This is a genomic window from Bradyrhizobium sp. USDA 3262, assembly GCF_054060035.1.
This window is the reverse complement of the sequence record NZ_JBSSCT010000001.1, coordinates 8299068-8323913: the sequence shown is the minus strand read 5'-3', so window position 1 is coordinate 8323913 and position 24846 is coordinate 8299068. Positions and strand designations below refer to the sequence as shown.

Here is a 24846-nt window from a genome sequence, read left to right as displayed (position 1 = left end):
AACGGCCCTGCGACGGCCTTGGCGGTGCTTGGCTGCAACGATGATCTTCGTTGCATGCTCAAGCCATTCGTCTGCTTTTGCTCTCGACTCGATGGAAATACTGCCCTCAGATCGCGCGACGACCTGGCAACCCGGCCTGATGGCCGAGGGTGGGATACCCATCCGAAAAACCATCTGCGCGACGCTGTCGCCTCGTGGCGGCACACTCGATGACGCTGCGGCAATCCAGGGCGCAATCAACGCATGTCCGGTAGGGCAGGTCGTGCAACTGGCGGCGGGACGGTTTCTGATAAATGGCGGCAATTTCCTGCTGCTCAACAAGGCAATTACCCTGCGCGGCTCCGGTCCGGGCCGGACGATGCTCGAAAAGCAAGATGGCGCGAAACCTTTCAATGACGCAGTCGGTGCCAAGCCGTCTCCGCTGGTCGTGGTGGGCCCGTCGCTTTTTTCCAGTACGAGCGATACGGTCAATGCCGTGCGATCGGTGAACCTTCGGAATGACGCCACCAAGGGCGAAAAAACGATCGAGGTCGACGACGCTGCGGGCTTTGTGCCTGGACAGATCGTGCTGCTCGACGAGGCGTCGGCCGCTGATTGGCGTGTCGACCCGCAGGGGCGAGGGGAGATCTGGGCGTCGGAAGATTTCAGGGTTGTCTGGCAAAAGCACAAGCCTGCAATTCAGTATGTCGATGACTTTGCACCCGATGCGTTTCCGTCGACGCCGCAAAGCGCTGGATCGTGGTTCGGGAGACCTGATCGGCCTGTTGCCGAGGTCAAGGAGATCAGCACGGTCTCCGGTTCCAGCATCACCTTCACGACTCCAATTCACATCAGCTATCGGAAAGCAAACGCAGCTCAACTGTCACGGTTCGCGCAGCCGCATGTGAAGCACGCGGGCGTTGAAGATCTGGCGCTCAAGGGGGGCGACGCGGGCAATCTTCGCTTCAATTGGGCTGCTTCTTCGTGGGCGAAGAACGTCGACAATTCGGTTTGGCACGGCGAAGGCTTTGCCATCCACAGCTCCTTCCGCGTCGAACTGCGCGAGTTCTACGTGCACGACGCGGCCTGGGCCCAACCCGGCGGAGGCGGATATGCCATTAGCCTTTCCGCCGGATCGTCGGAAGTTCTGATCGAGAATGGAATTGCCGTGAGGGCCAACAAGCTGGTGGTGGCGCGTTCCGCCGGGGCCGGCTCGGTGGTCGGCTACAACTACATGGACATGGGCTACATCAATACGAATGGAGCCTGGATCGAAACCGGGCTCAACGCCAGCCACATGGTGGGCGCCCATCACGTTCTGTTCGAGGGCAACTACGCCCAGAACGCCGACAGCGACGACACTCACGGCAACAGCATCTATCACACGTTTTTCCGCAACTATCTGCGCGGCGTCCGGGCAGCGTTCGACAATCAGGCGGGCGGGACGATCGATGATCTGTCGCAGCCTCGCAATGGGCCGCGGCGCGCCGCCGGCCTGATGGCGTATTCCTACTGGATGTCTTTCATAGGAAATGTGCTCGGGATTCCCGGTCAGATGAGCGGCTGGTCGTACGAAACCCGCTTTACCGACGCAAAGCCCGGCGTCTGGATGCTCGGCTGGGACGCTGTGAAGCCATATCCGACGGACGCAAAGGTTGCGATGTCCACGATTCGATATGGCAATTTTGATTACCTCACCAACAAAACGCACTGGGATTCCGGAAGCGAGGATCGCGCCTTGCCTGCTTCCATGTACCTCGCAGGCCGTCCCGCGTTCTTCGACGCCGGGCGCGGATACGATTGGCCTTGGGTGGACCCGGTCGGAGAGACGAAGCTTCATGTGCTTCCGGCCAAAGCGCGCTATGACGCCGGCACGCCGTTCGTGCAGCCGAATTTGGATGGATCGGCACGCAAAAGTCCGCAGTGAACGCATATCGCGTGACAATGATTAAACATGTTTCGAACGGGCGCAGCATTGCGTCAATGCGTCACCTGACCGGCGACGAGCTCAGAGGCTAACTAGGCCAGCGCCCCGATTCAAATGCTGCAGACGTCGTTAACTACAATAGAAGCTAAGGCCTTCTGATCCGCGCGGACGTTGGGCATTTCTGCACGTTTTGGTTTAATCAGATTGCCGTTTCGCTATCCGGTTAGTCTCCGGAAGAGGAATTTGATGCGCAAATCGGTCTTTCACGAGGATTGGTGGCTGGATGCGCTGGCTCCCGGTAGCTGGCGCGAAGTCACTTGTTCGCGTGGCGGGCGCGTCGTGGGTTCTCTCCGGTTCGTCACGCGAACTGAAGGCGGGATGAGCATCTGCGAGATGCCTCAAATCACGCGCTTTCTCGGACCGACAGTCACGCTGCAGTCTGGCAAGACGGAAGCGCGCATGCGGTTGGCGCATGCGGTCATCACTGATCTGCTCAAGCAGGTCGCGGATTTCGATCACGTCGAGATGACGCTCGATACCGGGTTCAGCGATGTCGCCGCGTTCCTCGCGTGCGGCTACGAGGTGCGGGCGCATCCGACCTTCATGCTGAAATGCACGAGCCCCCGAGACGAGCTCTGGTCGGGATTGCGCGACAAGACGAAGAACGTGATACGACGTGCGCGGGAACGGCTCGTCATTCGCGAAGTCACTTCCGCAAAATACTTCGTGAAGTATTACCAAGCCAACCTGGAGGGCGCGAAGTCGTATTTCGACCTCTCGCGATTGGAAGCTGTCTATGCCGCCGCGAGCGAGCGACAGCAATGCAAGATCCTGGCGGCGGTGGACTCGAACAACAACGTTCACGCCCAGGTCTTCTTCGTCTGGGACCACAAATTCGTGCACTATTTCCTGTCGTCGCGGGACAGGAGCATTGCGCATCCAGGCGCAGTAAGTCTGCTCCTCTGGAGTGGCATCGAGCTGGCGCACGAGCGGGGCCTTCATTTCGATTTCGATGGCGGAATTGAAAACGAGGCGCGATACAAGTTCGTTGTGGCGTTCGGCGGAGAACTGGCCAATCGCTTCGACGTCAGCCGTTCCACCATTCGTTACCGGCTTCACCGGCAACTACGCAGAGTTCCCCAAGCGCTACTGCGGCGTCTCTCGGCTGGCGCCGCCGCCAGCGACGTCAACGATCATGGCGTACGGCTCAACCATTTCCCGTCGTCTTGAGCGGATCGCTCCCGCAATTTCAATGCGCGCCATTAACTAAGGTTTTACAAACACGTGCATCAGCGACCGATTTTGAAATAAGCAGGGGGGATAGAAGCAGAATTAATTTGGAGGCGTTAAGATGCGCGTTCTCGTGAGCGGACATCTCGGCTACATCGGAACAGTGCTCACCCCGATGCTACGGCGTGCCGGGCACGAAGTCGTGGGCCTCGACAGCGATCTGTACTCTCGCTGCACATTTGCAGAGGGCGGGTCGATCGTGGATGTGCCGGCCATCCGCAAGGACACGCGAGACGTCGAACTTGCCGATCTGAAGGCTTTCGACGCGGTCCTGCATCTTGCCGCGCTGTCGAACGATCCGCTCGGCAATCTGAGACCCGGCCTTACCGACCAGATCAATCATGTAGCCAGCGTGCGCCTCGCGCAACTGGCCAAGCAAGCCGGCGTGCGACGGTTCGTGTTCGCGTCCTCCTGCAGCAACTACGGCAAGGCGGGCGACGGGATGATCGACGAAACCGGAGCGCTCAACCCGGTGACTGCCTATGGCGAATCCAAGGTGCAGTCGGAGCGCGATATCGCCGGCCTCGCCGGTGACGGATTTTGCCCGGTCTACCTGCGACCCGCAACGGCTTACGGCGTATCTCCCCGGCTCCGATTCGATGTCGTGCTGAACAATCTCGTTGCCTGGGCGGTGACAACGCGAAAGATCTTCTTGAAATCGGACGGCACGCCCTGGCGGCCCATCGTTCACATCGAGGACATCTCCCGCGCCTTCATCGCGGCGATGGAAGCTCCCGAGGCGGCGGTGTTCAATGAGGCTTTCAACGTCGGCCAGACGGCGCACAACTACCAGATTCGCGATCTCGCGAAGATTGTCGCTGATGTTGTCCCTGGCTGTCAGATCGAATTTGCCGATGGCGCCGGTCCCGACACGCGGTCCTATCGCGTGAGCTTCGAAAAGATCCGAACCCGGTTGCCGGAGTTCAAGCCGCAATGGGATGCGAAGATGGGCGCGGAACAGCTCTATAAGGCTTACCGGGCCTCGGGCATCACGCTCGAAGAGTTCGAAGGTCCCCGGTATCAGCGTATCAGCCACGTCAACAAGTTGCTGGCGGACGGTGTGCTCGATGCGGATCTCCGCCATGTAAAGTCGAGGCAGGGTGCCGGGCAATCGGCTCTCGCCGCGAACTAAAGCACGTGCCGATCGATTTGACACACCAGGAGGACGGCGTGTCGGCGGCAGACGATGTCACAAGTTCAGGCGCAAAGATCTTTGCGCTTGCCCAAAGGATCTACCCGATCTGCCGCAGCATCACCGGTAATGGTGTGCGGCAGACCCTTCGGGAGATCGGCGCGCATATCTCGCTTGATGTCCACGAGGTGCCGACCGGTACACCCGTTCTCGACTGGGTCGTGCCGCGTGAGTGGAACATCCGGGACGCATACATCAAGGACCCGCGGGGCCGGAAGGTCATCGATTTCAACGAATCGAACCTGCATGTGATGAGCTACAGCGTGCCGGTGTGCCGCACCATGTCGCTGGACGAGCTTAAGCCTCACATCTTCACATTGCCCGATCAGCCGGACCTTGTCCCGTACCGAACGTCCTACTACCAGGAGAACTGGGCTTTCTGCATGACCCACCGACAGTTGGAGCAACTGCGGGACGATAGCTACGAGGTCGTGATCGACTCGACCCTCGCCGACGGGCATTTGACCTATGGTGAGTATTTTCACCGGGGAGAGTCAGACGACGAGGTGCTTCTGTCGGCGCATGTTTGCCATCCCTCGCTCGCCAATGACAACTGTTCCGGCCTGGCCCTGCTAGCGGAGCTCGCGAGCCGCATCTCCCAGATGCGAACGCGATACAGCTATCGGTTTCTCTTTGCGCCAGGAACGATTGGCGCGATCACCTGGCTTGCCCGCAACGAGCATCGTGTGTCTCGCATCAAGCATGGCCTCGTGGTGTCAATGGTCGGCGACGGCGCCGGCCCGACATACAAGAAGAGCAGGCAGGGCGATGCTGAAATCGACCTTGCGATGATGCACACGCTGCGGCATTGCAAGCTGACGCCGACGATACTGGAGTTTTCGCCCTACGGCTATGATGAGCGGCAATACTGTTCGCCCGGGTTCAACCTGCCGGTGGGATTGTTCCAGCGCAGCCGCTTCGGTGCTATCCCCCAGTATCACACCTCGGCCGACGACCTGAGCTTCATTCGGCCGGAGCACCTCGGGGAATCCTTCCGCATCATTTCCGAAGTCATCGACCTGCTCGAAGGCAACCGCAGCTACTATAACACGTCGCCGAAGGGCGAACCGCAGCTGGGTAGACGCGGACTCTATGGTGCGATCGGCGGCGACAAGGACGCCGCCGCAGCCAACATGGCGATGCTGTGGATTTTAAACCTGTCCGATGGACACTATTCACTGCTTGATATCGCCAGGCGTGCCGACCTGCCGTTCCCGGTCATTCTGAAGACGGCAAAGGTGCTCGAGCGTCACGGGCTCCTCGCGCCTGTGCGATAAGTGCTCACGCACCCTGAAGCGGCCAGTTCAGGTCTTTATCGGAGATCGTGCTGACGGCCAGAGGCCAGCTGACGCCGAACATCGGATCGTCGTATCGGACGCCATTAGCAGCCGAAGGCTCGTAGAATTCCGAAATCAGGTAATTGACCTGAACGTTGTCGCTCAAGGTTTGAAAGCCGTGTGCGAACCCCTTGGGGATGTAGAGCTGCGAACCGTTCTCCGCTGAAAGCTCGAAGCCGCGCCATTGACGAAAGGTCGGCGAGTTCGCACGCAGATCGACGATGACGTCCCAAATCGATCCGTTCAAGCAGCGCACGAGTTTAACCTCACCGTGCGGCTCATTCTGGAAGTGCATTCCGCGCAATGTCGCCTTGCGCGAGGAACTCGAGATGCTGTGCTGGGGAAATCTGGTCACGAGCCCGTGTGCGCGAAACTCGTCTTCGCAGAACGTGCGCGCGAAAAAGCCGCGCTCATCGTGTGCAGCCTCGAGTTTGACGAGCCACGCTCCGTCAAGTCCTGTTGCTTCAAAGCGCATGGGACGTATCCACTCCCGGCCGAGCGGCCAATTGTCGACGACCAGTTCTATACAATTTTACTAAAATTTTCAGCATCTGCGTGGTTTACCTTGTTGTTCGATATCGCTTCATATTGTTCGCTTTCATACGATAAAATTCAATCTAACGAGCCCGATTTAAGCGCCGGCAATCTTATATTCGGCAATCCTATATTCATGGTACGGCCCAATGAACGCTCACTCGAGATTCGAATCGATTCGATCGAAATCCTCTCACGGTAACTGCCGTCTGTGCGGCGCGACGTTGAAATCGACGTTTGTCGATCTGGGAATGTCGCCTCTGTGTGAAAGTTTTCTCACAGCCGACCAGACCGACGCCATGGAGCCGTACTATCCGCTGCACACCGTGGTTTGTGGATCCTGCTTCCTGGTGCAACTCCAGGAATACGTCAAACCGGAGCATATCTTCACCGAGTATGCCTACTTCTCGTCCTACTCGACGTCGTGGGTGGAACATGCGCGGCGCTACTGTGAGATGATCAAGGCCAGGCTGAACCTTGGTGCCGACAGCCGCGTCTACGAGATCGCGAGCAACGATGGCTACCTGTTGCAGCACTTCCTGCCGCTCGGGGTGCCGGTCACGGGAATCGAGCCGGCGGCCAACGTGGCCGAAGTTGCGAGGCAGAAGAACGTCCCGACAATGGTCGAGTTCTTCGGCCTGGAGCTCGCGCAGAAGCTGGTCTCGGATGGCAAACGGGCCGATCTGATTATCGGCAACAACGTGCTGGCCCAGGTTCCGGATCTAAACGATTTCACCGCCGGAATGGCGTGCCTGCTCGGGCCGCAAGGCGTGATTACGCTCGAGTTTCCGCATCTTGAGCGGCTCATCGACGAAAATCAGTTCGATACCATTTATCACGAGCATTTCTCCTATTTCTCGTTGGTGACGATCGATCGTCTGGCGCGGCGGCACGATCTGAAGGTTTTCGACGTCGAGCAGATCCCAACGCATGGCGGCTCGCTTCGCGTCTATCTCTGCCGTGCCGACGCGCCTCACGCCGTCTCCACCGCGGTGACCGCACTGCTGGCCCATGAGCGTCGGATCGGCCTGGAAGACATAGGTCAGTACGAGCAGTTTACATCGCGGGTTCATCGCACCAAGCGCGAATTGCTGTCGTTCTTGATCGCGAGCAAGAACAAGGGCGCGCGGATCTGCGGCTACGGCGCTCCCGGCAAGGGCAACACGCTGCTGAACTACTGCGGCATCGGTACCGACTTCCTCGACTTCACCGTGGACCGCAACCCCTACAAGCACGGCCGCTATACGCCGGGAATGCACATTCCGATCCTCCCGGTCGAAGCCATCGACGAGGCTCGCCCCGACTACCTGTTCATCCTGCCCTGGAATTTGAAGAGGGAGATCGTCGTGCAAATGCGGCATGTCGCGGACTGGGGCTGCAAGTTCATCGTTCCGATTCCTAACGTCGAAATCATCGATCCGCGTGAGGTTGCGCCATGAAGGTTGTCCTTTTTTGCGGCGGTCTCGGTACGCGGATCCGCGAGTATTCGGAGAGCATACCGAAGCCGATGGTACCGATCGGCCATCAGCCGATCCTCTGGCATGTGATGCAGTACTACAGCCAATACAATCACAATGATTTCATATTGTGCCTTGGCTACAAGGCGAACGTGATCAAGGATTACTTCCTCGATTATCGCGCGACTGCGAACAGCGACTGCGTGATTTCGGAGTACGGCAAGAAGGTCGAGTTGATCGGCGAACATCAGCCGGACTGGCGAGTTTCGCTGGTGGATACGGGGACATGGCGCAACATCGGGCAGCGCTTGCTGGCCGTCCGCCATCTCGTCAAGGACGAGGAGATGTTCCTTGCGAACTACAGCGACGGGCTGACCGACGCGCCGCTGCCTGACGTGATCCAGAAGTTCAAGGAAAGCGGAAAGATCGGTTGCTTCGTGGCAATCCATCCACCGATCAGCTTCCACCTTGCCGAGTTCGATGCCGAGGGGTCGGTGCAGCGGATTCGCTCCAGCCAGGAGTCCGAGATCTGGATCAACGGCGGCTACTTCATCTTCCGCAACGAAATCTTCGACTACATCAAGGAGGGAGAAGAGCTCGTCCAGGAACCGTTCAACCGTTTGATCGAGGGCGGTCACCTCATGGCCTATCGCTATGAGGGCTTTTGGCGCGCCATGGATACCTTGCGCGACAGACAAGTGTTGGAGGACATGGTGGAGCGCGGCGACACGCCGTGGCGACTGAATCACTCGTCGGTAGCCAGCGCGGCGTAACCGGAATGAGAGCATTGCAGCTTGCCAGGCCCGGAGACCGTCTGTCGATCCTGTGCCTTGGCGCCCATTCGGATGATATCGAAATCGGCGCGGGAGCGACGCTGCTCGGGCTGATCGAGCGCGGCATCAAGCTGGACGTGCATTGGTGCGTTCTAAGCGGTGGCGCCATACGGGAGGCTGAGGCCAGAGCGTCGGCGGCCGACTTCTTGCGCGAGGCTGCATCCACGAATGTCGAGGTGCTGTCGTTTCCCGATGGATTCTTCCCGGAAAGGGGAGAGGCCATCAAGGAATGGTTTGAATCGCTGAAGCGGCGGGTCGAGCCCGACGTCATTCTGACGCATCGCAGGGATGATGCTCATCAGGACCATCGTCAGGTCTGCCGCCTGACCTGGAACACGTTTCGTGATCATCAGATTCTGGAATACGAGATCCCGAAGTGGGATGGCGACTTCGGTCAACCCAACGTTTACATGCCGGTATCGGCGGCGGCGCTCGATCGTAAGATTGAACTCCTGCTCAAGCATTTCGGGACGCAGCGATCCAAGCAGTGGTTCGATGCAGACACCTTTCGCGGTCTCGCACGGATTCGGGGCATGGAGTGCAGGGCTACGGAACGCTTCGCCGAGGCATTTTTCGGGCGAAAGTTGACACTGATCTGACGATGGTTGCGCGGACATTACGCAGCCGGTGAAGTTTTGATTGCAGGGTGTATCTCAAGGCGCACGATATGAGCACGCTATTTTCAAGCATCTTTCGCGCTGGTGACCTGGTGGAGGTCAGAAGCAAGGAGGAGATCCTCGCGACGCTGGATGCCAACGGCCGCCTGGAGGAAATGCCCTTCATGCCCGAGATGCTGAAGCATTGCGGCAAGACGCTTCGCGTCGGCAAGCGAGCTCACAAGACCTGCGATCCCGCGCTCGGTATCGGCGGGCGCAAGATGCTGAACACGGTTCATCTCGAGAACATCCGCTGCAACGGCGCGGCTCATGACGGCTGCGAGGCGGCCTGCCTGATATTCTGGAAGGACGCCTGGTTGAAGCCGGCGGGCGAGAAAACGCTGTCGCCAGATGGCGCTGGCAAGCCGTTCAGGTCTGGCGGCTGCAGCGAGGAAACGCTGTGGAGCACGATCAAGCATCCGCCGAAGGTCGGCGAAACCGAGCCGACCTACGTTTGCCAGAACACACAGGTCAAATTCGCCACGCAACCCCTGAAGTGGTGGGATCCGCGTCAGTATGTCGAGGACTACACTTCGCGTAACGTTCGATTGCAGGACCTCGTTGCCGGATTGACTTTCTCGGTCTGGCGCACGGTGACCGAAGCGGGGCTGGGCATTGGCACCGCGATGCGCTGGATCTACGACACATTCCAGCGCATGAGAGGTGGCGTGCCTTATCCGATCAGGCCCTTCGGTGTGCCGGAGGGTAGCAAGGTCCCGCAGTCCCGGCTTGATCTGCAGGTGGGCGACGTCGTGCGCGTCAAGCCGTACAAGGACATCCTCGAGACACTGGACTGCAATTACCGCAATCGCGGCCTGTATTTCGATCCGGAGATGGTGCCGTTCACGGAACGCGAGTACGAGGTCGAGAGGCGTCAAAAGCAGATCATCGACGAAGGTTCGTGCAAGATGGTCCGTTTCAAGACGGACGCGATCATCCTGAAGGATGTCGTGTGTGAGGCGCGCTATGCGATCTGCCGCCGCTTCTGCCCGCGCGCCATCTATCCCTATTGGCGGGAAATCTGGCTTGAGCGGGTACCTCAAAGCCAGAATCCAGCGAATTGAGCGGGAACGACGCGTGCATCGGAACGAACGCACCGATCAGTATTTTGCGGACAACAAGCCATACTCCGGCCTTGGCCGCAGGTCGTTGCACAGCGGCGTGGCGTTCATTGCTGCGCGCGGACTGAATATCTTCGTTCAGTTGGCCTCCACGATCGTACTGGCGCGACTGCTCGGACCGCATGATTTCGGGTTGGTGGCCATGATGCTGGCCCTGATCGGCTTTGCTCCCCTTTTCGTCGATCTCGGGATGAGCGAGGCCTCCGCCCAGCGGAGCAGCATCTCGCGCGCCGAGGTCAGCACGTTGTTCTGGCTGAATGTTCTGATCGGCGTCGTGCTGGCTGTCGTGCTGGCTGCGTCCGGTCGGTGGATAGCGCGTGCCTTCGGCGAGCCATCGCTCGCGGGCATGGCGTTGGCATTATCGGTGACCTTCCTGATGATGGCCTTGTCGACGCAACACTATGCGCTGATGCGTCGGGCAATGCAGTTTCGCCGCATCGCGATGATCGACATATCGGCGAACATCGTCGGAAGCGCTGCAAGCGTTGGACTGGCGCTTTCGGGCTGGGGCTACTGGGCGCTGATCGCCAAGCCGATCATAACGTCGGCCTTGACCGTCGTGGGAGCCTGGACCGCCTGTCGATGGATACCGGGCAGGCCGAGGCTTACGCCAATGGTCAAGGAACTGCTGCGGTTCGGGCTGGGAGTCACCGGCTTCACCATGACGGATTACTTCGCCCGTTCGGCGGACAGAATCGCGATGGGGTATTTCCTCGGTGCAGGGCCGCTTGGCTATTTTCAGAACGCCTTCACGATCTACAACAACCTGCTGTCGATTCTCAGTGAGCCGCTGCATAACATCGCGGTTTCGGGGCTGAGTAAGCTCCAGCACAATGCAGCCGAACTGAAGCGCTCCTGGGAAGGCGCGCTGTCATTGCTTTGCTACTTTTCGGGGCCTGCCTTCGCGGCCCTGGCCGTGAGCGCTCATGACATCGTGATCGTACTTCTCGGAGAGAAATGGTCTCCCGCGGGCCCCTTGCTCTGCATCCTCGCCATTCGTGGCATTGCCGACTGCATCGAGCGAACTCTCGGCTGGGTGCATGTCGCGGTTGGGCGTCCCGATCGGTGGATGCGATGGGGCATCTTCAGTGCGATCTGCCAATTGGTTGCGCTTGCAGCCGGACTGCCGTTCGGCGTGGTCGGAGTGACGATCGCCTACACGGTCACCATGTTTGTGCTGTTCGTTCCTGCGCTCGTCTATGCCGGCAGGCCTGTCGGGATCACAATCGGGGATGTCCTGCGCGCGACGGCGCCGCAGACCATCGCTGCGCTGGTCGCCGTCGCGGTCGCTTTCTCGATACAAGAGGCATTCCTGCAGGAATTGCCGCGGTTGCTGCGAATCCCCGTCGCGAGCGCGATCTGTGTGACGGCCTACCTGGCCGTCGTGGTCGGGGTCTTCAGGATCACGCGGCCACTGCAACTCGCGTGGTCCTTGGTACGCGATTTCGGCATTGTACGACTGCAAGTCAACTCCTGATCCTGGATTACGTCCATGACCTCCTTTGAGCGCTTCCTGATTAACTTGGACACGTGGCCCGCCGGGGCATTCCTGAGGATCGGCCTCGGCCTTTGCATTCTGCCGGTGTTCCGACTGCTGTCAGCCGGCGACGATCGTATCGTGGTCGCGTTGCCGATGTTTCTTGCCCTGCTGCTCGCGCTTCGCCTTGTGCCGGCCGTGTGCCGGCGTGTTCTTCCGTTTTCGCGCGAAGCGAAAGACCTGTGGTTCAAGCGTCGCAATCTTGGCAAGAGGTACGACTCCTACCAGTGGCAAAAGCTCTTCTGGATGGGGCTGGGCATGCTGCCCTACGCGCTGATCTCTGGAGGATTGGGGCGCGGGGAAATTGTGCTGCTTGCGATCTGTACGATCGGCGGCGGAGCAGGGCTGCTGCTTTGGCGTAGGACCGGCCAGCTCAGCGTCGGTGCCGCCGCTGCGAAAGCAACCAAGTTGCCGCCGGCCGCGGTCGCGTCGACGCCGCCCTAGGACCGGGCCGCCCTACATTACGGGAGCTTGCGGCACTCGGTGAACCTGTCGCCGTCCGGCGTTTCCGCCCTCTCGAGGCAATGTGCCTTATCGGTAACCTTGCCGGCTACGACAAAGTCGTAGGCCTGGCTTTTGAAGACCAGCACGTAACGGCCGGGTGAGAGGACGAGATCGGGGTTCACTGGCTGCAGCTCGACCATCTCGCGGTTTTCAGGGACCGGCGCTACGGTCAGGTCGACGGAAACGGACCGGATCGCCCAGGCATCGTTGGCCATAGCGACTGCCGGTGACGACGGTGTTCGTGCGACCTGGGCGAGAATGCGCAATTGTGCGTTGTCGGGCGCGCTTGTCATAAGCTCGCGCTGATACGCGACAAACGAAAGCGGGCCGTGCGGCACCACAACGGTGCCCGGCTTCGTGGTCAATACCGACACGGCGATCCGGCTGTCGGGAAGGCGGATGTTCATCGGCTCGAGCCGGATCATCCGCCCGTTGCTTGACGCAAAAATCCCATATGTCGTCGGCAGTGAACGTGCGGGTGGTGCGGGCGCGGCTGCTTCGATCGGAGCACGATGTACGAAAGTAGCAATTGCCGGCTTCAGCTTGCGTCTGCTTTGCGGTGGCGGCTGAACGGGCGTCGCGTTCGAATGGCTGACAACCTGGGGTGCTGTGCTGAACAGGGATGCAACATTGCCCCGCATGAGCATTCCGGTCCCAATCGCCAGCAGAACCGTTGTTGGAGCGAGGAACCATACAAAGTTGCGCACTTTCCATTCGCTGGTGACCGAACGTCGGTCCCGCGGCGAGCTCTGAAGTTCTTCGGCGATCAGCTTCTCGATTAGTATCGTCTGCTGTTCCTGCACCGCGACGCTCGCCTCGGCGGTGCTGATGTGCACGGGCGGTTGCACTGCTAGACGGATTGACGCCGGTGGCACCGAGTTCGGACCTGGGTCCGCGGCCGGACTGAATCCCTCTCCTTCATCTGCCTCAGTCGCGTACAAGGCTACGGCTGAGCCGGCATGCGAGTCCGGTGGTGCTGGCTGCAGGCGGTTGTCGGATTCCTCCGCTGAAACATCGTTTGGATCGGCTGCAGGGGAGACGGACCGGTCGTCTGATCCGGCATCAGGCCGAGTCACGTTCGTCCGGCGTCCGATGTTCTCCGCGGCCTCATTCAGGCGCCGACTGACCTCATCCTGCGGGAGCACAATCGGCTGCAGGGGTTGCTCCAGGTCAAGGAGCGGATGAGCTTCATCCGTCGGTCCACCCTTCGGCGAGCTCGGATCCTCGCCAAGGACCGTCGGATGCTCGTCGGTCGGACTGTCTGGCGGTCCGGCGGGATCGCGCTCCGGATTTGCGGGCTCGCGCAGGCGGGCTTCGACGAATTGCGTCCAGGCGCCACGCCGTCGCAGAGGTGCAGCAAGCCTGTCTGCCTGACGTGGCAAAGGCGGCGCATTCAGGATGGCCGCCTGAGCCGAGGGAAGCTGACTGGAGCGTTTCATGCCTGGATACGCAGCTTGACGTTTGTCCACCGTTGCGGACGTTCGCGACACCCTGGCGATCATATGATCGAGATCGCCTACCTGCTGGGATGTAGCAGCCGCCGCTTAACAGGGCGTTAACCATAAACCGGCGGAAATGCCGCATGGCTCCGTATCGCTCGAGGTGACGATTTCAGGCGGCTGCTGGCAGCTCGAAGGATCCGGCGATCTGGCGCAGACGGTTGGCTCGTGCGCTCATCTGGTCTGTGTGAGCAATACCGAGGATGTCGAATACCGTCTGTATGCGGTAGAGCCAATCGTGCCGCAGCGCGGCTTCCCGGACGTTTGCGTTCTGAGCCGCTCGCAGTCGCACCGGGTCTGCGTCCAGCGCTTCGAGGATCTGGCAAATGTCCGGCGAATCGAAGGGCACATGAATGACGGCGTCGAGCCAGTCGAACTGCCGCGCAAACTCTTCGGTGCGCGGCGCTTCTCCGACCATCACTGCCCCGGCTGCAGCACCTTCATAATAGCGAGCGGAAATCTCGTCTCGGCCGGCCGTGAACTCCGGGTTGTTGACGTGGCTGCGATTGGCAATGAAATAGCGGCTGCGCTGGAGGATATTCGCAATCATGATGCGGTGTTCTTCCGGATTGTCGACCCGGAACGTCCTTTCCTTCCGGTTCGAACCGCTCGCCGCCACAGTGTCGTAGTAGTAGAAGAAGCGCTCTCTCTCGGCGCCGGCCAGCAACGCGGCGTGGGTCGTCGCCGAACGACGTCCGATGTTGCACACGGCGATCGATCGCTGCTGCTCGGGCTTCGGCGCGAACCGCTCCACGTCGACAGCCAGCGGCAGATAGCTGCACGGTCGACCCGCTATGCGCGCGATCTGCGGTGCGCAGTGATGCAGGCCGACGAATATATGATCAAATCCGGACAGGAGCTCGATCAGATACTCCGGGATGTCGTCTGCCCAGACTTCAGTGATGAAGCATGCGGCCTTGCGACACCGTTTGCGCCAGTCGGGAATCGCGGCGAGCGCGTGGAGTTGATACGCATTGCTGAAGATCGGAAAGAACAGTTCGTAATCGCGTTGCAGCCGCAGTTGCGGCGGGGAGGGTGCCAGCACACCTGCCAGTTTGGTCGATCCTGATGCAAGGCGCGTCCACTTGTAGACGCGCCGCGAGAATTCCAGTGCAGCGCGATCTTGAACATCGAACCGATCGGCGCGCGTCATCGCCGCCAAATTGTCCTCGAACTCATAGCTGAGGCAAAATGCGACAAGATCGGAAATCCGACGCTGCGAGAGGAGTAAAACCTTGCCTTCCACGAGGCGCTGCCTCCGACCTATCATGCCGGAAAGTGCCGGCCACACCACTTCCGGAATCCCCCGACCAGCAGCGGGTTGCGCGGTGATCGTCGTCACGAACGGTGCCAATCAACGCAAGTCCACATACGCTATTTAATCTTGTTTTGTCCAAGTTTTCCCGAAATTGGATAATGCGAGCCTGTCATTGGAGTTCATTGCACGCGCATGGGCATTCTCGCCGAGCCGTTGCGAATGCAAGCCCGAGGATGCATCGACGACGATTGCGAACGGTACAGCGAATGCGCGTTAACCTGGAGAAGTTAAATCTGGAACTCGCCGGCAGTAGCGAAGAACGTCAGCGGACAATCACTGGATGCGCGTTAACCCGAAAAAGTTAAATCTGGAACCGCCTGACAACAGCCGGCTTCGATGATGCGCAACGCGCTCCACGGCAAACCCCGAGAATTAGCTATAAATTTCATTTAACATGTGCCGAGCCCACGTAGGCGATGAACGCGTCGGGAAAATCCGGTAGCGTGCCGCATCATTTCGACACGGCAAGAATATTCAACACAGCAAAATTTTTGAACACAGGCGGCGTCGGGCTTCATGCGTATTCTTAGCGTATTTGGTACTCGTCCAGAGGCGATCAAAATGGCACCGCTTGTGCTGGCGCTGGGCGAAGCAGAAGGAATTGTAACGCGCGTCTGCGTGACGGGCCAGCATCGTCAGATGCTCGACGATGTGATGTCGGCGTTCTCGTTGAAGGCTGACTACGACTTGAACATCATGCGACCCAACCAGTCGTTGAGCGAAGTGTTCAGCGCGGTCATGACCGGAATCGATCCGATCATCGCCGACTACAAGCCGGACTACGTTCTTGTACAGGGCGACACCGCAACCAGTACGGCGGCCGCACTTGCCGCGTTCTTCCGGTCGGTCAGTGTCGGGCATGTCGAGGCGGGATTGCGAACCGGCAATCTCATGAGTCCATGGCCGGAGGAGGCCAATCGGCGGGTCACTGCGGTCGTTACGACGAGGCATTATGCACCGACGTCGCGTGCGCGTTCTGCCCTGCTGAAGGAAGGCTATCCGCCGGACGCCGTCATTGTCACCGGCAATACCGTGATCGACGGGCTGCTTCGTATGGCCGCAAATATCGCTCAACCGGGCGAGCGTCGCCGGTCGCTCGAGGTGAAATACTCATGGCTCGATACGTCGAAGCGACTTGTTCTCGTGACCGGACACCGGCGCGAGAGCTTTGGATCCGGGTTCCGGCAAATTTGCGAGGCATTGAAGACGATTAGTCGGCGGGACGACATTCAGATCGTGTATCCCGTTCATCTGAATCCGAACGTGCGCGGGCCGGTATTTGATCATCTGCGCGATGCGTCGAATATCTTCCTGATCGAACCCTTGAACTATCCCGAGTTCGTCTACCTCATGACGCGCTCATATCTCATCCTCACCGATTCCGGTGGAATTCAGGAGGAGGCACCGGCGCTTCGCAAGCCCGTGCTCGTCATGCGAGATACCAGCGAGCGCATGGAGGCCGTTGACGCCGGCGTAGCTCGCCTGGTCACCACCGACCCGGCTCGCATTGTTGCGGGCGTCGAGCGCCTGCTCGATGTGCCAGCGGAGCACGAAGCCATGTCTCTCGGTGCCAATCCGTTCGGTGACGGGCGCGCCAGCAAACTGATCGTGCATGATCTTCTGAATGTCCGTCGGCCGAAACATCCAACTGATGGCATCGCGAGCGTCAATCTTTCGAATACCGAGATGCATACGAGACCGGCGCCGCCACCGATTCCCCAACCGGCCCACTGATCAGACGAAGCCATGGACACCAGAACCAATCAATTGGTCATTCAGGAATACGGCCAGCCGCTTGCGGAAGACTACGGTCCGCCAGCGGTGGCCCGGCCGACTTTCGGCTTGTGGGACGTCGTTGACGTTCTGCGCCGCGAATGGCGGTTGCCCGTTATCGGACTGTTGATTGGGCTGGCGGTCGCCGCGGCTTCCGTTGTTGTCATGAAGGCGCCCTACAAGAGCAGTGCGCGCATCCTCATCGATCGAAGTCTCAATCGTTATCTGCAGACCAACAAGATCGTGGATCAACCGACGATGGACGAAGTGGAGGTCGGCAGTCAGCTTTACGTACTTTCATCCGACAGGGTCCTGCTTCCGGTTATTCGCACGCTGGGTCTGGCCAGTGATAGCGAGTTTGCCGGGCGATCTGCGCTTGGCAGCGCCACAGACGGGAACTCCAGCACGGCGGAAGCCACTGCGGCCGCTGAACGAGCTGCTCTCGAATCTCTGTTGAAGCGCGTGACAGTTGCGCGAGAGGATGTCGCCAACGTTATCAATGTGACGGTCGAGTCGCAGAGTGCGGAGAAGGCCGCGAAGATCGCCAACGGCATCGTGGATAGCTATCTCGCGTCCCTGCAGGACGCAAAATTGAAGTCGACGCAGAAGGTGAGCGGATGGCTGCAGGAGCGGCTCATCGAGCTGAAGAAGCAGGTAGCCGACGCGGACAAGGCGCTGCAGGACTTCAAGACGGCTAACAATCTCAGCAGCACTGGTGCGCAGGATACCGAGCTCCTGGCAAGTCTGAATACCCAACTGATGAATGCCAAGTTCGCGGCAGTCGAGGCAAAGGAGCGCCTCGACCGTATCAAGCGGACAGAGGCAAACGGGATTCCGTCAGCCGTGTCGACGGATGCGCTATTCAACGACAGGCGGGCGGCAGTCATCAACTTCGCGCTCAACAACAGCGAACTTGCACGTCTCCGCACGCAAAAGCGCGACCTTGCGTCTCGCCTTGCGGAAATGGAAGCTCGCGTCGGTCGCAAGCACGCGGCTGTCGTCAAGCTTCGTGCGCAACTGAACAGCGTTGACGCTGCCATTCGGTCCGACGAGGGGCGCATTACCGATTCCTACGCCAGCGAATACGAAGTCGCCAAGGCACGACAGACCGAACTCGAAGACACGGCCGCAAAGCTTTCCGCGGAGACCGGAAGCCGGCTGCGCGAACTCGAGAGCGCCGCCGAGGCGCTGCGCAATCTTTATAGTGGCTTCCTGCAAAAGCATAAGGAGATCGAGGCGGCGCAGGCTGAGACGCTTCCGGCCCAGAGTGCGCAGATCATCGCAAGAGCAGTTCCGCCGCTGACAAAGAGTTCCAAGAAGACCCTCATCGTGGCGGCAGGCAGCATTTTTCTTGGCCTGTTTCTCGGCATAGGCTCTGCCTTCGGACGTGAATGGATGGCGGACGTATTCCGTACGCCCAGGGCCGTCGAACAGGTGACCGAAACACGGTGCATCGGACTGCCCTTCGTCTACGCTGGTCAATTGCCAATCGAGGAGCATGTCCTTGCTGCTCCCTTCTCGCGCTTCGCGGAAGGTCTTCGCAATGTGAAGGCGATGCTCGACCGTTCGTCCGCCTCGACCGGGGGCAAGATCATCGGCGTCGTGTCGGCGGTTTCGAAAGAGGGAAAGACAGTCGTTGCCGCCAATCTTGCCGCGCTCATATTGTCGTCCTCTGGGTCGCGCACGCTGTTGATCGATGCCGACCTTCATCTCCGGAATCTCACGACTGCACTTTCCCCGGATGCGAAGGTCGGGCTTTTCGAAGCGCTGGAAGATCCCTCTCGTCTTGACGAGTTTGTTTGCAAGCGGCCGCATTCGGGGCTGGATGTCCTGCCGAATGCGTGCACGGTCAGGATTCCAAACGCCGCGGAGCTCCTGGGCTCGCAGGAAATGGAGAACCTACTCGCCGTTGCACGGAAATCCTATGACTACATCGTGGTGGAGGTAGCGCCGATCATGTCGGTGGTCGACGCAAGGCTGATCGAGCGCTTCATCGACGAGTTCGTCTTCGTTGTGGAATGCGGTCAGACCAAGCGTACGAGCGTGCTCGAAGCCTTGTCGGTAACGCAGCTCATCCGTGAGCGCGTGTCGACAATCGTGCTCAACCAGATTGACCCTCTTGAGCTCAGAACCATCGAGGCAAGAAACGGGGTCAGGTCCGAAGGATATTACCGGGAGTAGGGCTGTGGACGAGCTTGACAGTGCTTCAGGGTCTCCGCGCGACGCGGCGTCGCGCAGGTATGTGCTGATTTCGCCCTGCCGCGATGAGGGACCCTATCTGCGCCGCACGCTGGACAGCGTGGCCGCACAGTCGGTGCCGCCAGCGCTGTGGATCGTCGTTGACGACGGATCTACCGACGAGACGCCGCAGATTCTCAAAGAGTATGCGGCGCGGTTGCCTTATCTGCGTGTCGTGCGCCGCCAGGATCGAGGCCACCGGCGAGTGGGGCCCGGCGTGATTGAGGCGTTTTATGATGGTCTCGATCAAGTGCCGCTCGGCGACTTCGGCTATTTGTGCAAGCTTGATATGGATCTCGACCTGCCGCCTCGCTACTTCGAAGAGCTGATGCAGCGAATGGAGGGCAATCCACGTATCGGAACGACCTCCGGCAAACCCTGGTTCGTTCATCCCCAAACCGGCGAGCTCGTGCCCGAGGTCTGCGGCGACGAGATGTCGGTTGGAATGACGAAATTCTATCGCGTTGCGTGCTTCCAGCAGATCGGGGGGTTCGTGCGACAGGTCATGTGGGATGGCATCGATTGCCACCGCGCCAGAATGCTGGGCTGGATCGCCGAGAGCGTCGATTCAGAACAAATCCGGTTCGTCCACCTTCGTCCGCAAGGGGCCAGCCAGAACAGCATCTGGGCGGGCAGAATTCGTGCTGGCTTCGGTCAGTATTTCATGGGCACCTCGCCGTTTTACTATCTGGCGGTGGCGGCTTCCCGTCTTCGTGCGCACCCAATGTTCATCGGAAGCGTCGCGATGCTTTGGGGTTACTTCAGCAGCTGGGCAAAAGGGTTGCCGCGCTATAATGACCCCGAGTTCAGACGTTTTCTTCGTACCTATCAGCACGCGTGCCTGAGACTGGGTAAACGAGCTGCCACAGCTCGCCTGGACGCCGAGCAAGTGGCTCGGTGGCAAGCCAGCCGGCAATCGCCGCAGGGAAGTTGAGCAGATGAAGCAACACGTAAGCCTATTGGGCGTCGAATTTGATGCGGTTACGCTCGATCAGGCGGCGCAGCGCTGTGTCGATATCTGTCGCCGCTCGAACAATTCCCACATCGTCATGACGATCAATGCGTCGCATCTCTGCATGATGCGGCGAGACGTGGAGTTGGCGCACGCATGTTCCGCGGCCGATATGACGGTCGCAGACGGTATGCCAGTGGTCTGGGCAATACGGGCGTCAGGTCAACACATGCCGGAACGCGTGGCCGGCATCGACCTGATGGAAGGACTTTTAAGGGCTGCCGCGTCCAACGGACTTTGTGTCTATTTTCTAGGGGCGCATCAGGAAGTCGTCGAAAAGCTCGTGCGTGTCTGCGAGGCGCGCTTTCCGCAACTGAAGATCGCTGGTTTCCGGAACGGCTACTTCGGTCCGGATGAGCACAAAACTATCGTGGATGAGATACGAGCGAGCGGTGCCCACATTCTCTTTATCGGCTTGCCGTCTCCGTTCAAGGAGGTGTGGAGCGAACGCTATCGGGATCGGCTGCAAGTTCCCGTCATCCTGGGGGTGGGTGGCAGCTTCGACGTTTTGGCCGGCTTTATCAGGCGCGCTCCTCGGCTATTCCAATCGTTCGGTCTCGAGTGGTTCTGGCGGCTGATGATGGAGCCGCGCAAATTATGGCGGCGATATCTTTCCACCAACAGCGAGTTCATCTGGCTGGCGCTCCGCGAAGTGGTGGCGCGCAGGGCTTACGCCGCCCGTCCGGAGAGAGCGATCGCCGGATCGGCAAGCGTAGTGCGGAGAGACGCCCGAAAAGCGGGTACGGAACGCAGGGTGGCTGATCGGAGAATTCTGGTCAGGCGAAGGAGCAGCGTGCGGGATCCGCAGGTTCCGATACCCGATCGCCGGCGCGGCGTAGAGCGACGTATCTCAGAGCGTCGGGCACGGACGGCTAATGCTCCCCGGGGTATCGAGGTGAGTGCCTGACGTATCGACTGACCAACCAGGATCACTGATCCCAAGCAGGCAGCTAAGCGATTCGCTTCATGGCGCAAGCGCGGGAAGCATCAAAGTGATTAAGCCGCCAAGCAGCACCGATTCCTTCGGGTACGATAACGCAGACCAACCTATCGTCGTTAAGTTGAAGCCTGATGTGTACGTATTTGGGTACGAGTTTTGCCACGTTCTGCAAACGCGGCGAAAGATTGCAGAAGATGCCGTGGTTCTCTGGGTGTGGGGAAAGGCGGTAGCGCTCCCCCGCTACCACGGGCCTCGAATTGCCCCACGCCATATTCCGATCGGCTCAGCCCGATAGGCCGGCCTTGCGCAAGCCGTCGAGGAAGTGCTCGCGATCGACCGAATTTCTGTACCTTTCGGCCCGCGCTCGAACGAGATCGAGGGTGTTCGCCGGCGGCGTTGCGCCGTTCGCGCTCATTTCACGACAACGTTCCGTGACGAACGCTTCGGCTTCGGATCGCGCTTCGCTGTACTGACCCATCTGCGCATAACAGGCGGCAAGCAGACTGTGCGACCAGCGGTCGGGGGATCGCGCCTCCATCAGCGTCTTGACTGCTTCATCGTACCGGCGCCCCGAATAGAGCGCGAGCGCGTGGTACCAGTGGTACAGATTGGGCGGGAAGGGATGCAGTCGTTTGGCCGCACCGATCCATGTGAGTGCCTCTCGCCACCGTCCCCAGTAGACCAAAATGTTCGCGAGGACGGCGGCGACATCGGCGTCGTTTGGATTGAGCGCCAGAGCTCGGCTGAAATGGATTTCAGCCTTGGCATCCTCGCGACGCAGGAACAGCAATTGCGCGAAGACGCCATGGGCCCAGGCGTCGCCGCCGTCGATGTCGAGCGCGGTCTCGATCTCGCTCAGTGCGTCGTCGAGCTTCGCCGTGCCGGGCGATTCGAGAAACACGTCGCAGACGATCGTCCAGGCAATGTTGACGTGAGCGCGGGCATATTGCGGATCGAGCGCGACTGCGTCCCGGAAAAACTGCCTGGCTTCCGCCATGCCCTTCACGGTCAATTGACGCCATCGCTCGTTGCCCAGCAGAACCAGGTCATACGCGGTAATGTTCGGGGTCGGCTTGCGTCTGGCGATCTCGCGGCCGGCGTCCTCGAGCCGGCCCGGAAGGGCTGCGACGATTGCGCGGACGATCTCGTCCTGCAGGGCGAAGACGTCTTCGAGTTCGCGGTCGTATCGTTCGGTCCAGAGATTGTAACCGCTCGCGCCATCGAGAAGCTGGACGGTCACCCGCATCCGGCTGCCGATCTTGCGCACGCTTCCTTCGGCCACGTACCTGACGCCGAGTTCGCGGCCGACCTGCTTGATTTCGGGCGTCTTGCCCTTGTAGGCGAAGCTGGAGTGGCGGGCGACAACGAACAGCGAGCGGAAGCGCGACAGTTCGGCGATGATGTCTCCCGTGATTCCGTCGGAAAAATATTCCTGCGCGGGATCGCCGCTGAGATTCGAGAACGGCAGCACTGCAAGCGACGGCCCATCGGGCACCGTTATTGCCGGCGAGGTGGGCAGGCCGGCGCCGGATTCGGCGGCGACCAGTGGCCCGACGTAACGGTAGCCGCGGCGCGGCAGGGTCTCGATCCAGGTCGCACCGCCCTCGACGTCGGCAAATACCCGCCGCAGAGCGGCGATCTGCACCGTCAGGTTGCTCTCCTCGATCGCAAGCCCCGGCCACGCCGCCTGCATCAATGCGTCCTTGGAAACCGGCGTTCCGGCCTGCTCGACGAGCAGCCGAAGCAGCGTCACCGCGCGCCGCCCGAGCGCGACCGGTTCGGACTCTCGAAACAACATCACGGCTTCCGCGTCGAGGCGGTAGGGGCCGAATTCGTGGATCGTCGCCATGGTTCGGGAGACTACATTTTTTGCATCTCTTTCGGAACAGATTCAGGACCTCCGGGAATCCGGCGACCCGCCCGCTGCCGCTGACACGCAGCTTTGCGCGGCCGATTTCCGCTTTCGCCTCGATCCACCTCGCGCGGCACCCCGCCAGCAGAGCGTTCGCGCCGCCGCAGCCAGGCGACGGCCGCTTGACAATGTAAGTAAGAATATTATTACAAACTGCAGTTTTCGGAGAACGCGTTCATGCTGCAGACCAAGCGAAGCTATAGCGGAATGGTGACCGCGCCGCATCACCTTGCGGCGCAGGCCGGGCTCGCCGTCCTTTCCGAGGGAGGCAATGCGGTCGAGGCGATGATTGCGTCCGCCGCCACGATCGCGGTGGTCTATCCGCATATGAACGGCCTTGGTGGCGACAGCTTCTGGCTGGTCGGCCGGGCGGGCTCTTCGCCCGTCGGAATCCAGGCGTGCGGACGGTCGGCGAAGGCCGCCAGCCGCGCCTGGTATCGCGAGCATGGCTGCAGCACCATCCCAAGCCGCGGACCGCTCGCGGCACTCACCGCTGCCGGGACCGTCGATGGCTGGCAGAAGGCCCATGAGCTCAGCCGCGATCGCCATGGGGGGCGCATGCCGTTGTCGCGGCTGCTCGAACCTGCGATCGGCTATGCCGCCGATGGCGTCGCCGTGACCCAGACCTTGCACGACAACACCACGAAGAAGCGCGCTGAACTGCAGGATGTGCCTGGCTTTGCCGAAGTCTATCTGCCGCAGGGCGCTCCGCTTGCGGTCGGCACGCGGTTGCGGCAGCCGCGCGTGGCAGACACGTTGCGGCAGCTGGCGCAAGCCGGCCTTTCCGATTTCTATCGCGGCGACCTGGCGCGGTCGATGGCGGCTGATCTCGAACGGCTCGGCAGCCCGCTCCGCCTATCCGATCTGGAGCAGCATCAAGCATCACTGGTGACGCCGCTGTCGGTCGATGTGGCGGGGCACAAGGTGTTCAACATGCCGCCGCCGACGCAGGGCCTGGCCTCGCTGTTGATTCTCGCGCTCTATGCCCGGCGCATGGCGAGGGACGCGGACGGGGTCGATCATCTGCACCGGCTGGTCGAGAGCACGAAGGCGTCGTTCCGCATCCGCAATCGCTACGTGACCGATCCCGACTACATGGCGCGGTCGGCTGCTGGGTTTCTCACCGACGAGTCCATTGCGGCGCTCGAAAAGACCGTCGCCGTCGATCATGCAGCGCGCTGGCCTGACCCGCCGGCCCAGGGCGATACGGTCTGGCTCGCTGCGACCGACCGGAACGGTCTTAGCGTCAGCTTCATTCAGAGCATCTATTGGGAGTTTGGCTCGGGCGTCATCCTGCCCCAAAGCGGGGTCACCTGGCAGAACCGTGGGACGAGCTTCGGTCTCGCCGAGACCGACATCAACTGCCTGGAACCTGGGCGGCTGCCGTTCCACACCATTCAGCCCGCAATGGCTGAACTCAGCGATGGCCGGCTGTTGTCCTACGGCACGATGGGCGGCGAAGGGCAGCCGCAAACCCAGGCGGCGATCTTCACACGCTACGCGTTGCACGGTCAGGACCTTCAGTCGACAGTGACCGCGCCGCGCTGGCTGCTCGGTCGCACATGGGGCGAGGAGAACAACAATCTCAAGATCGAATCGCGTTTCGATCCTGCCGTCGTCGACGCGCTGCGGGCGCTCGGCCACGACATCCAGGTGGTCGGGGCGTTCGAGGAATTCATGGGCCACGCCGGCGCAATCGTCTGGCACCCGGATGGACTGCTCGAGGGCGCCAGCGATCCCCGCAGCGACGGCGTCGTCGCTGCCCGGTGACGCGAGCACCCTTAGCG

At 60.4% G+C, this 24846-nt stretch carries 19 protein-coding genes; 15 read left to right on the top strand and 4 right to left on the bottom strand.

Annotation, left to right across the window (positions count from 1 at the left end; genetic code table 11):
* Nucleotides 1–40: 40 nt before the first annotated feature.
* The 4 genes from ACVWYP_RS39270 to ACVWYP_RS39255 all read left to right on the top strand — a co-directional run bounded on the left by ACVWYP_RS39270 (nt 41) and on the right by ACVWYP_RS39255 (nt 5665).
* Nucleotides 41–1906, top strand: a complete 1866-nt coding sequence (locus ACVWYP_RS39270; protein WP_304497077.1) for a pectate lyase family protein — start codon at nt 41–43, stop codon at nt 1904–1906.
* Between the two features lie 246 nt (nt 1907–2152).
* Nucleotides 2153–3136: a GNAT family N-acetyltransferase gene (locus ACVWYP_RS39265; RefSeq protein ID WP_304497076.1), complete on the top strand. Its 984-nt coding sequence runs from the start codon at nt 2153–2155 to the stop codon at nt 3134–3136.
* 121 nt (nt 3137–3257) lie between these two features.
* Nucleotides 3258–4328, top strand: a complete 1071-nt coding sequence (locus ACVWYP_RS39260; protein ID WP_304497075.1) for an NAD-dependent epimerase/dehydratase family protein — start codon at nt 3258–3260, stop codon at nt 4326–4328.
* A gap of 17 nt (nt 4329–4345) precedes the next feature.
* Nucleotides 4346–5665, top strand: coding sequence for a DUF4910 domain-containing protein (locus ACVWYP_RS39255; protein ID WP_304500391.1), 1320 nt, complete (start codon nt 4346–4348; stop codon nt 5663–5665).
* A 4-nt stretch (nt 5666–5669) separates the two neighbouring features.
* Here ACVWYP_RS39255 and rfbC read toward each other — a convergent pair whose 3' ends face one another.
* Nucleotides 5670–6200: a dTDP-4-dehydrorhamnose 3,5-epimerase gene (gene rfbC / locus ACVWYP_RS39250; protein ID WP_304497074.1), complete on the bottom strand. Its 531-nt coding sequence runs from the start codon at nt 6198–6200 to the stop codon at nt 5670–5672.
* A 208-nt stretch (nt 6201–6408) separates the two neighbouring features.
* Here rfbC and ACVWYP_RS39245 point away from each other — a divergent pair, with 208 nt between their 5' ends.
* From ACVWYP_RS39245 to ACVWYP_RS39220, 6 genes are all read left to right on the top strand, one after another.
* The gene (locus ACVWYP_RS39245) at nt 6409–7698 is read left to right on the top strand and encodes a class I SAM-dependent methyltransferase (protein WP_304497073.1); all 1290 of its coding nucleotides are present in this window, start codon (nt 6409–6411) and stop codon (nt 7696–7698) included.
* Nucleotides 7695–8489 carry a glucose-1-phosphate cytidylyltransferase gene (locus ACVWYP_RS39240; RefSeq protein WP_304497072.1) on the top strand — a complete coding sequence of 265 codons (795 nt, stop codon included), beginning with the start codon at nt 7695–7697 and terminating at the stop codon, nt 8487–8489. Before ACVWYP_RS39245 ends, ACVWYP_RS39240 begins: the two co-directional genes overlap by 4 nt.
* Nucleotides 8490–8494: 5 nt before the next feature.
* Nucleotides 8495–9148, top strand: coding sequence for a PIG-L deacetylase family protein (locus ACVWYP_RS39235; protein WP_304497071.1), 654 nt, complete (start codon nt 8495–8497; stop codon nt 9146–9148).
* Nucleotides 9149–9216: 68 nt separating this feature from the next.
* The gene (locus ACVWYP_RS39230; RefSeq protein WP_304497070.1) at nt 9217–10269 is read left to right on the top strand and encodes a hypothetical protein; all 1053 of its coding nucleotides are present in this window, start codon (nt 9217–9219) and stop codon (nt 10267–10269) included.
* A complete protein-coding gene (locus tag ACVWYP_RS39225) occupies nt 10232–11803 on the top strand; it encodes a lipopolysaccharide biosynthesis protein (protein WP_304497069.1) in 1572 nt (523 codons plus the stop codon). Before ACVWYP_RS39230 ends, ACVWYP_RS39225 begins: the two co-directional genes overlap by 38 nt.
* A 15-nt stretch (nt 11804–11818) precedes the next feature.
* Complete coding sequence (locus tag ACVWYP_RS39220) at nt 11819–12307, top strand: hypothetical protein (RefSeq protein WP_028338412.1); 489 nt, start codon at nt 11819–11821, stop codon at nt 12305–12307.
* A gap of 17 nt (nt 12308–12324) precedes the next feature.
* On the opposite strand, the gene ACVWYP_RS39215 is transcribed toward ACVWYP_RS39220, so the two are convergent.
* Together ACVWYP_RS39215 and ACVWYP_RS39210 are read right to left on the bottom strand one after the other, a co-directional pair.
* A complete protein-coding gene (locus ACVWYP_RS39215; RefSeq protein WP_304497068.1) occupies nt 12325–13806 on the bottom strand; it encodes a hypothetical protein in 1482 nt (493 codons plus the stop codon).
* A 172-nt stretch (nt 13807–13978) separates the two neighbouring features.
* Entirely contained in the window at nt 13979–15208 is a 1230-nt protein-coding gene (locus ACVWYP_RS39210; protein WP_304497067.1) for a glycosyltransferase family protein, read from the bottom strand.
* Nucleotides 15209–15700: 492 nt separating this feature from the next.
* Between ACVWYP_RS39210 and wecB the strand changes: the two genes are divergently transcribed.
* Genes wecB through ACVWYP_RS39190 form a run of 4 tightly spaced genes read left to right on the top strand, consistent with a single transcriptional unit; the run spans nt 15701 to nt 21114 of the window.
* On the top strand, nt 15701–16918 hold the full coding sequence (wecB, locus tag ACVWYP_RS39205) for a non-hydrolyzing UDP-N-acetylglucosamine 2-epimerase (RefSeq protein ID WP_456684283.1): 1218 nt from the start codon (nt 15701–15703) through the stop codon (nt 16916–16918).
* 12 nt (nt 16919–16930) lie between these two features.
* Nucleotides 16931–19138: a GumC family protein gene (locus tag ACVWYP_RS39200; protein ID WP_304497065.1), complete on the top strand. Its 2208-nt coding sequence runs from the start codon at nt 16931–16933 to the stop codon at nt 19136–19138.
* Between the two features lie 4 nt (nt 19139–19142).
* Nucleotides 19143–20129, top strand: coding sequence for a glycosyltransferase (locus tag ACVWYP_RS39195; RefSeq protein WP_304497064.1), 987 nt, complete (start codon nt 19143–19145; stop codon nt 20127–20129).
* 4 nt (nt 20130–20133) lie between these two features.
* Nucleotides 20134–21114, top strand: coding sequence for a WecB/TagA/CpsF family glycosyltransferase (locus ACVWYP_RS39190; RefSeq protein ID WP_304497063.1), 981 nt, complete (start codon nt 20134–20136; stop codon nt 21112–21114).
* Nucleotides 21115–21430: 316 nt separating this feature from the next.
* Here the strand turns inward: ACVWYP_RS39190 and ACVWYP_RS39185 are convergent, their stop codons facing one another.
* Nucleotides 21431–22996, bottom strand: a complete 1566-nt coding sequence (locus ACVWYP_RS39185; protein WP_304497062.1) for a winged helix-turn-helix domain-containing tetratricopeptide repeat protein — start codon at nt 22994–22996, stop codon at nt 21431–21433.
* 240 nt (nt 22997–23236) lie between these two features.
* On the opposite strand from ACVWYP_RS39185, the gene ACVWYP_RS39180 reads away from it, so the two are divergent.
* Nucleotides 23237–24829 (top strand): gamma-glutamyltransferase family protein, encoded by a 1593-nt coding sequence (locus ACVWYP_RS39180; RefSeq protein WP_304497061.1) that lies wholly within the window; start codon nt 23237–23239, stop codon nt 24827–24829.
* Nucleotides 24830–24846: the final 17 nt, after the last annotated feature.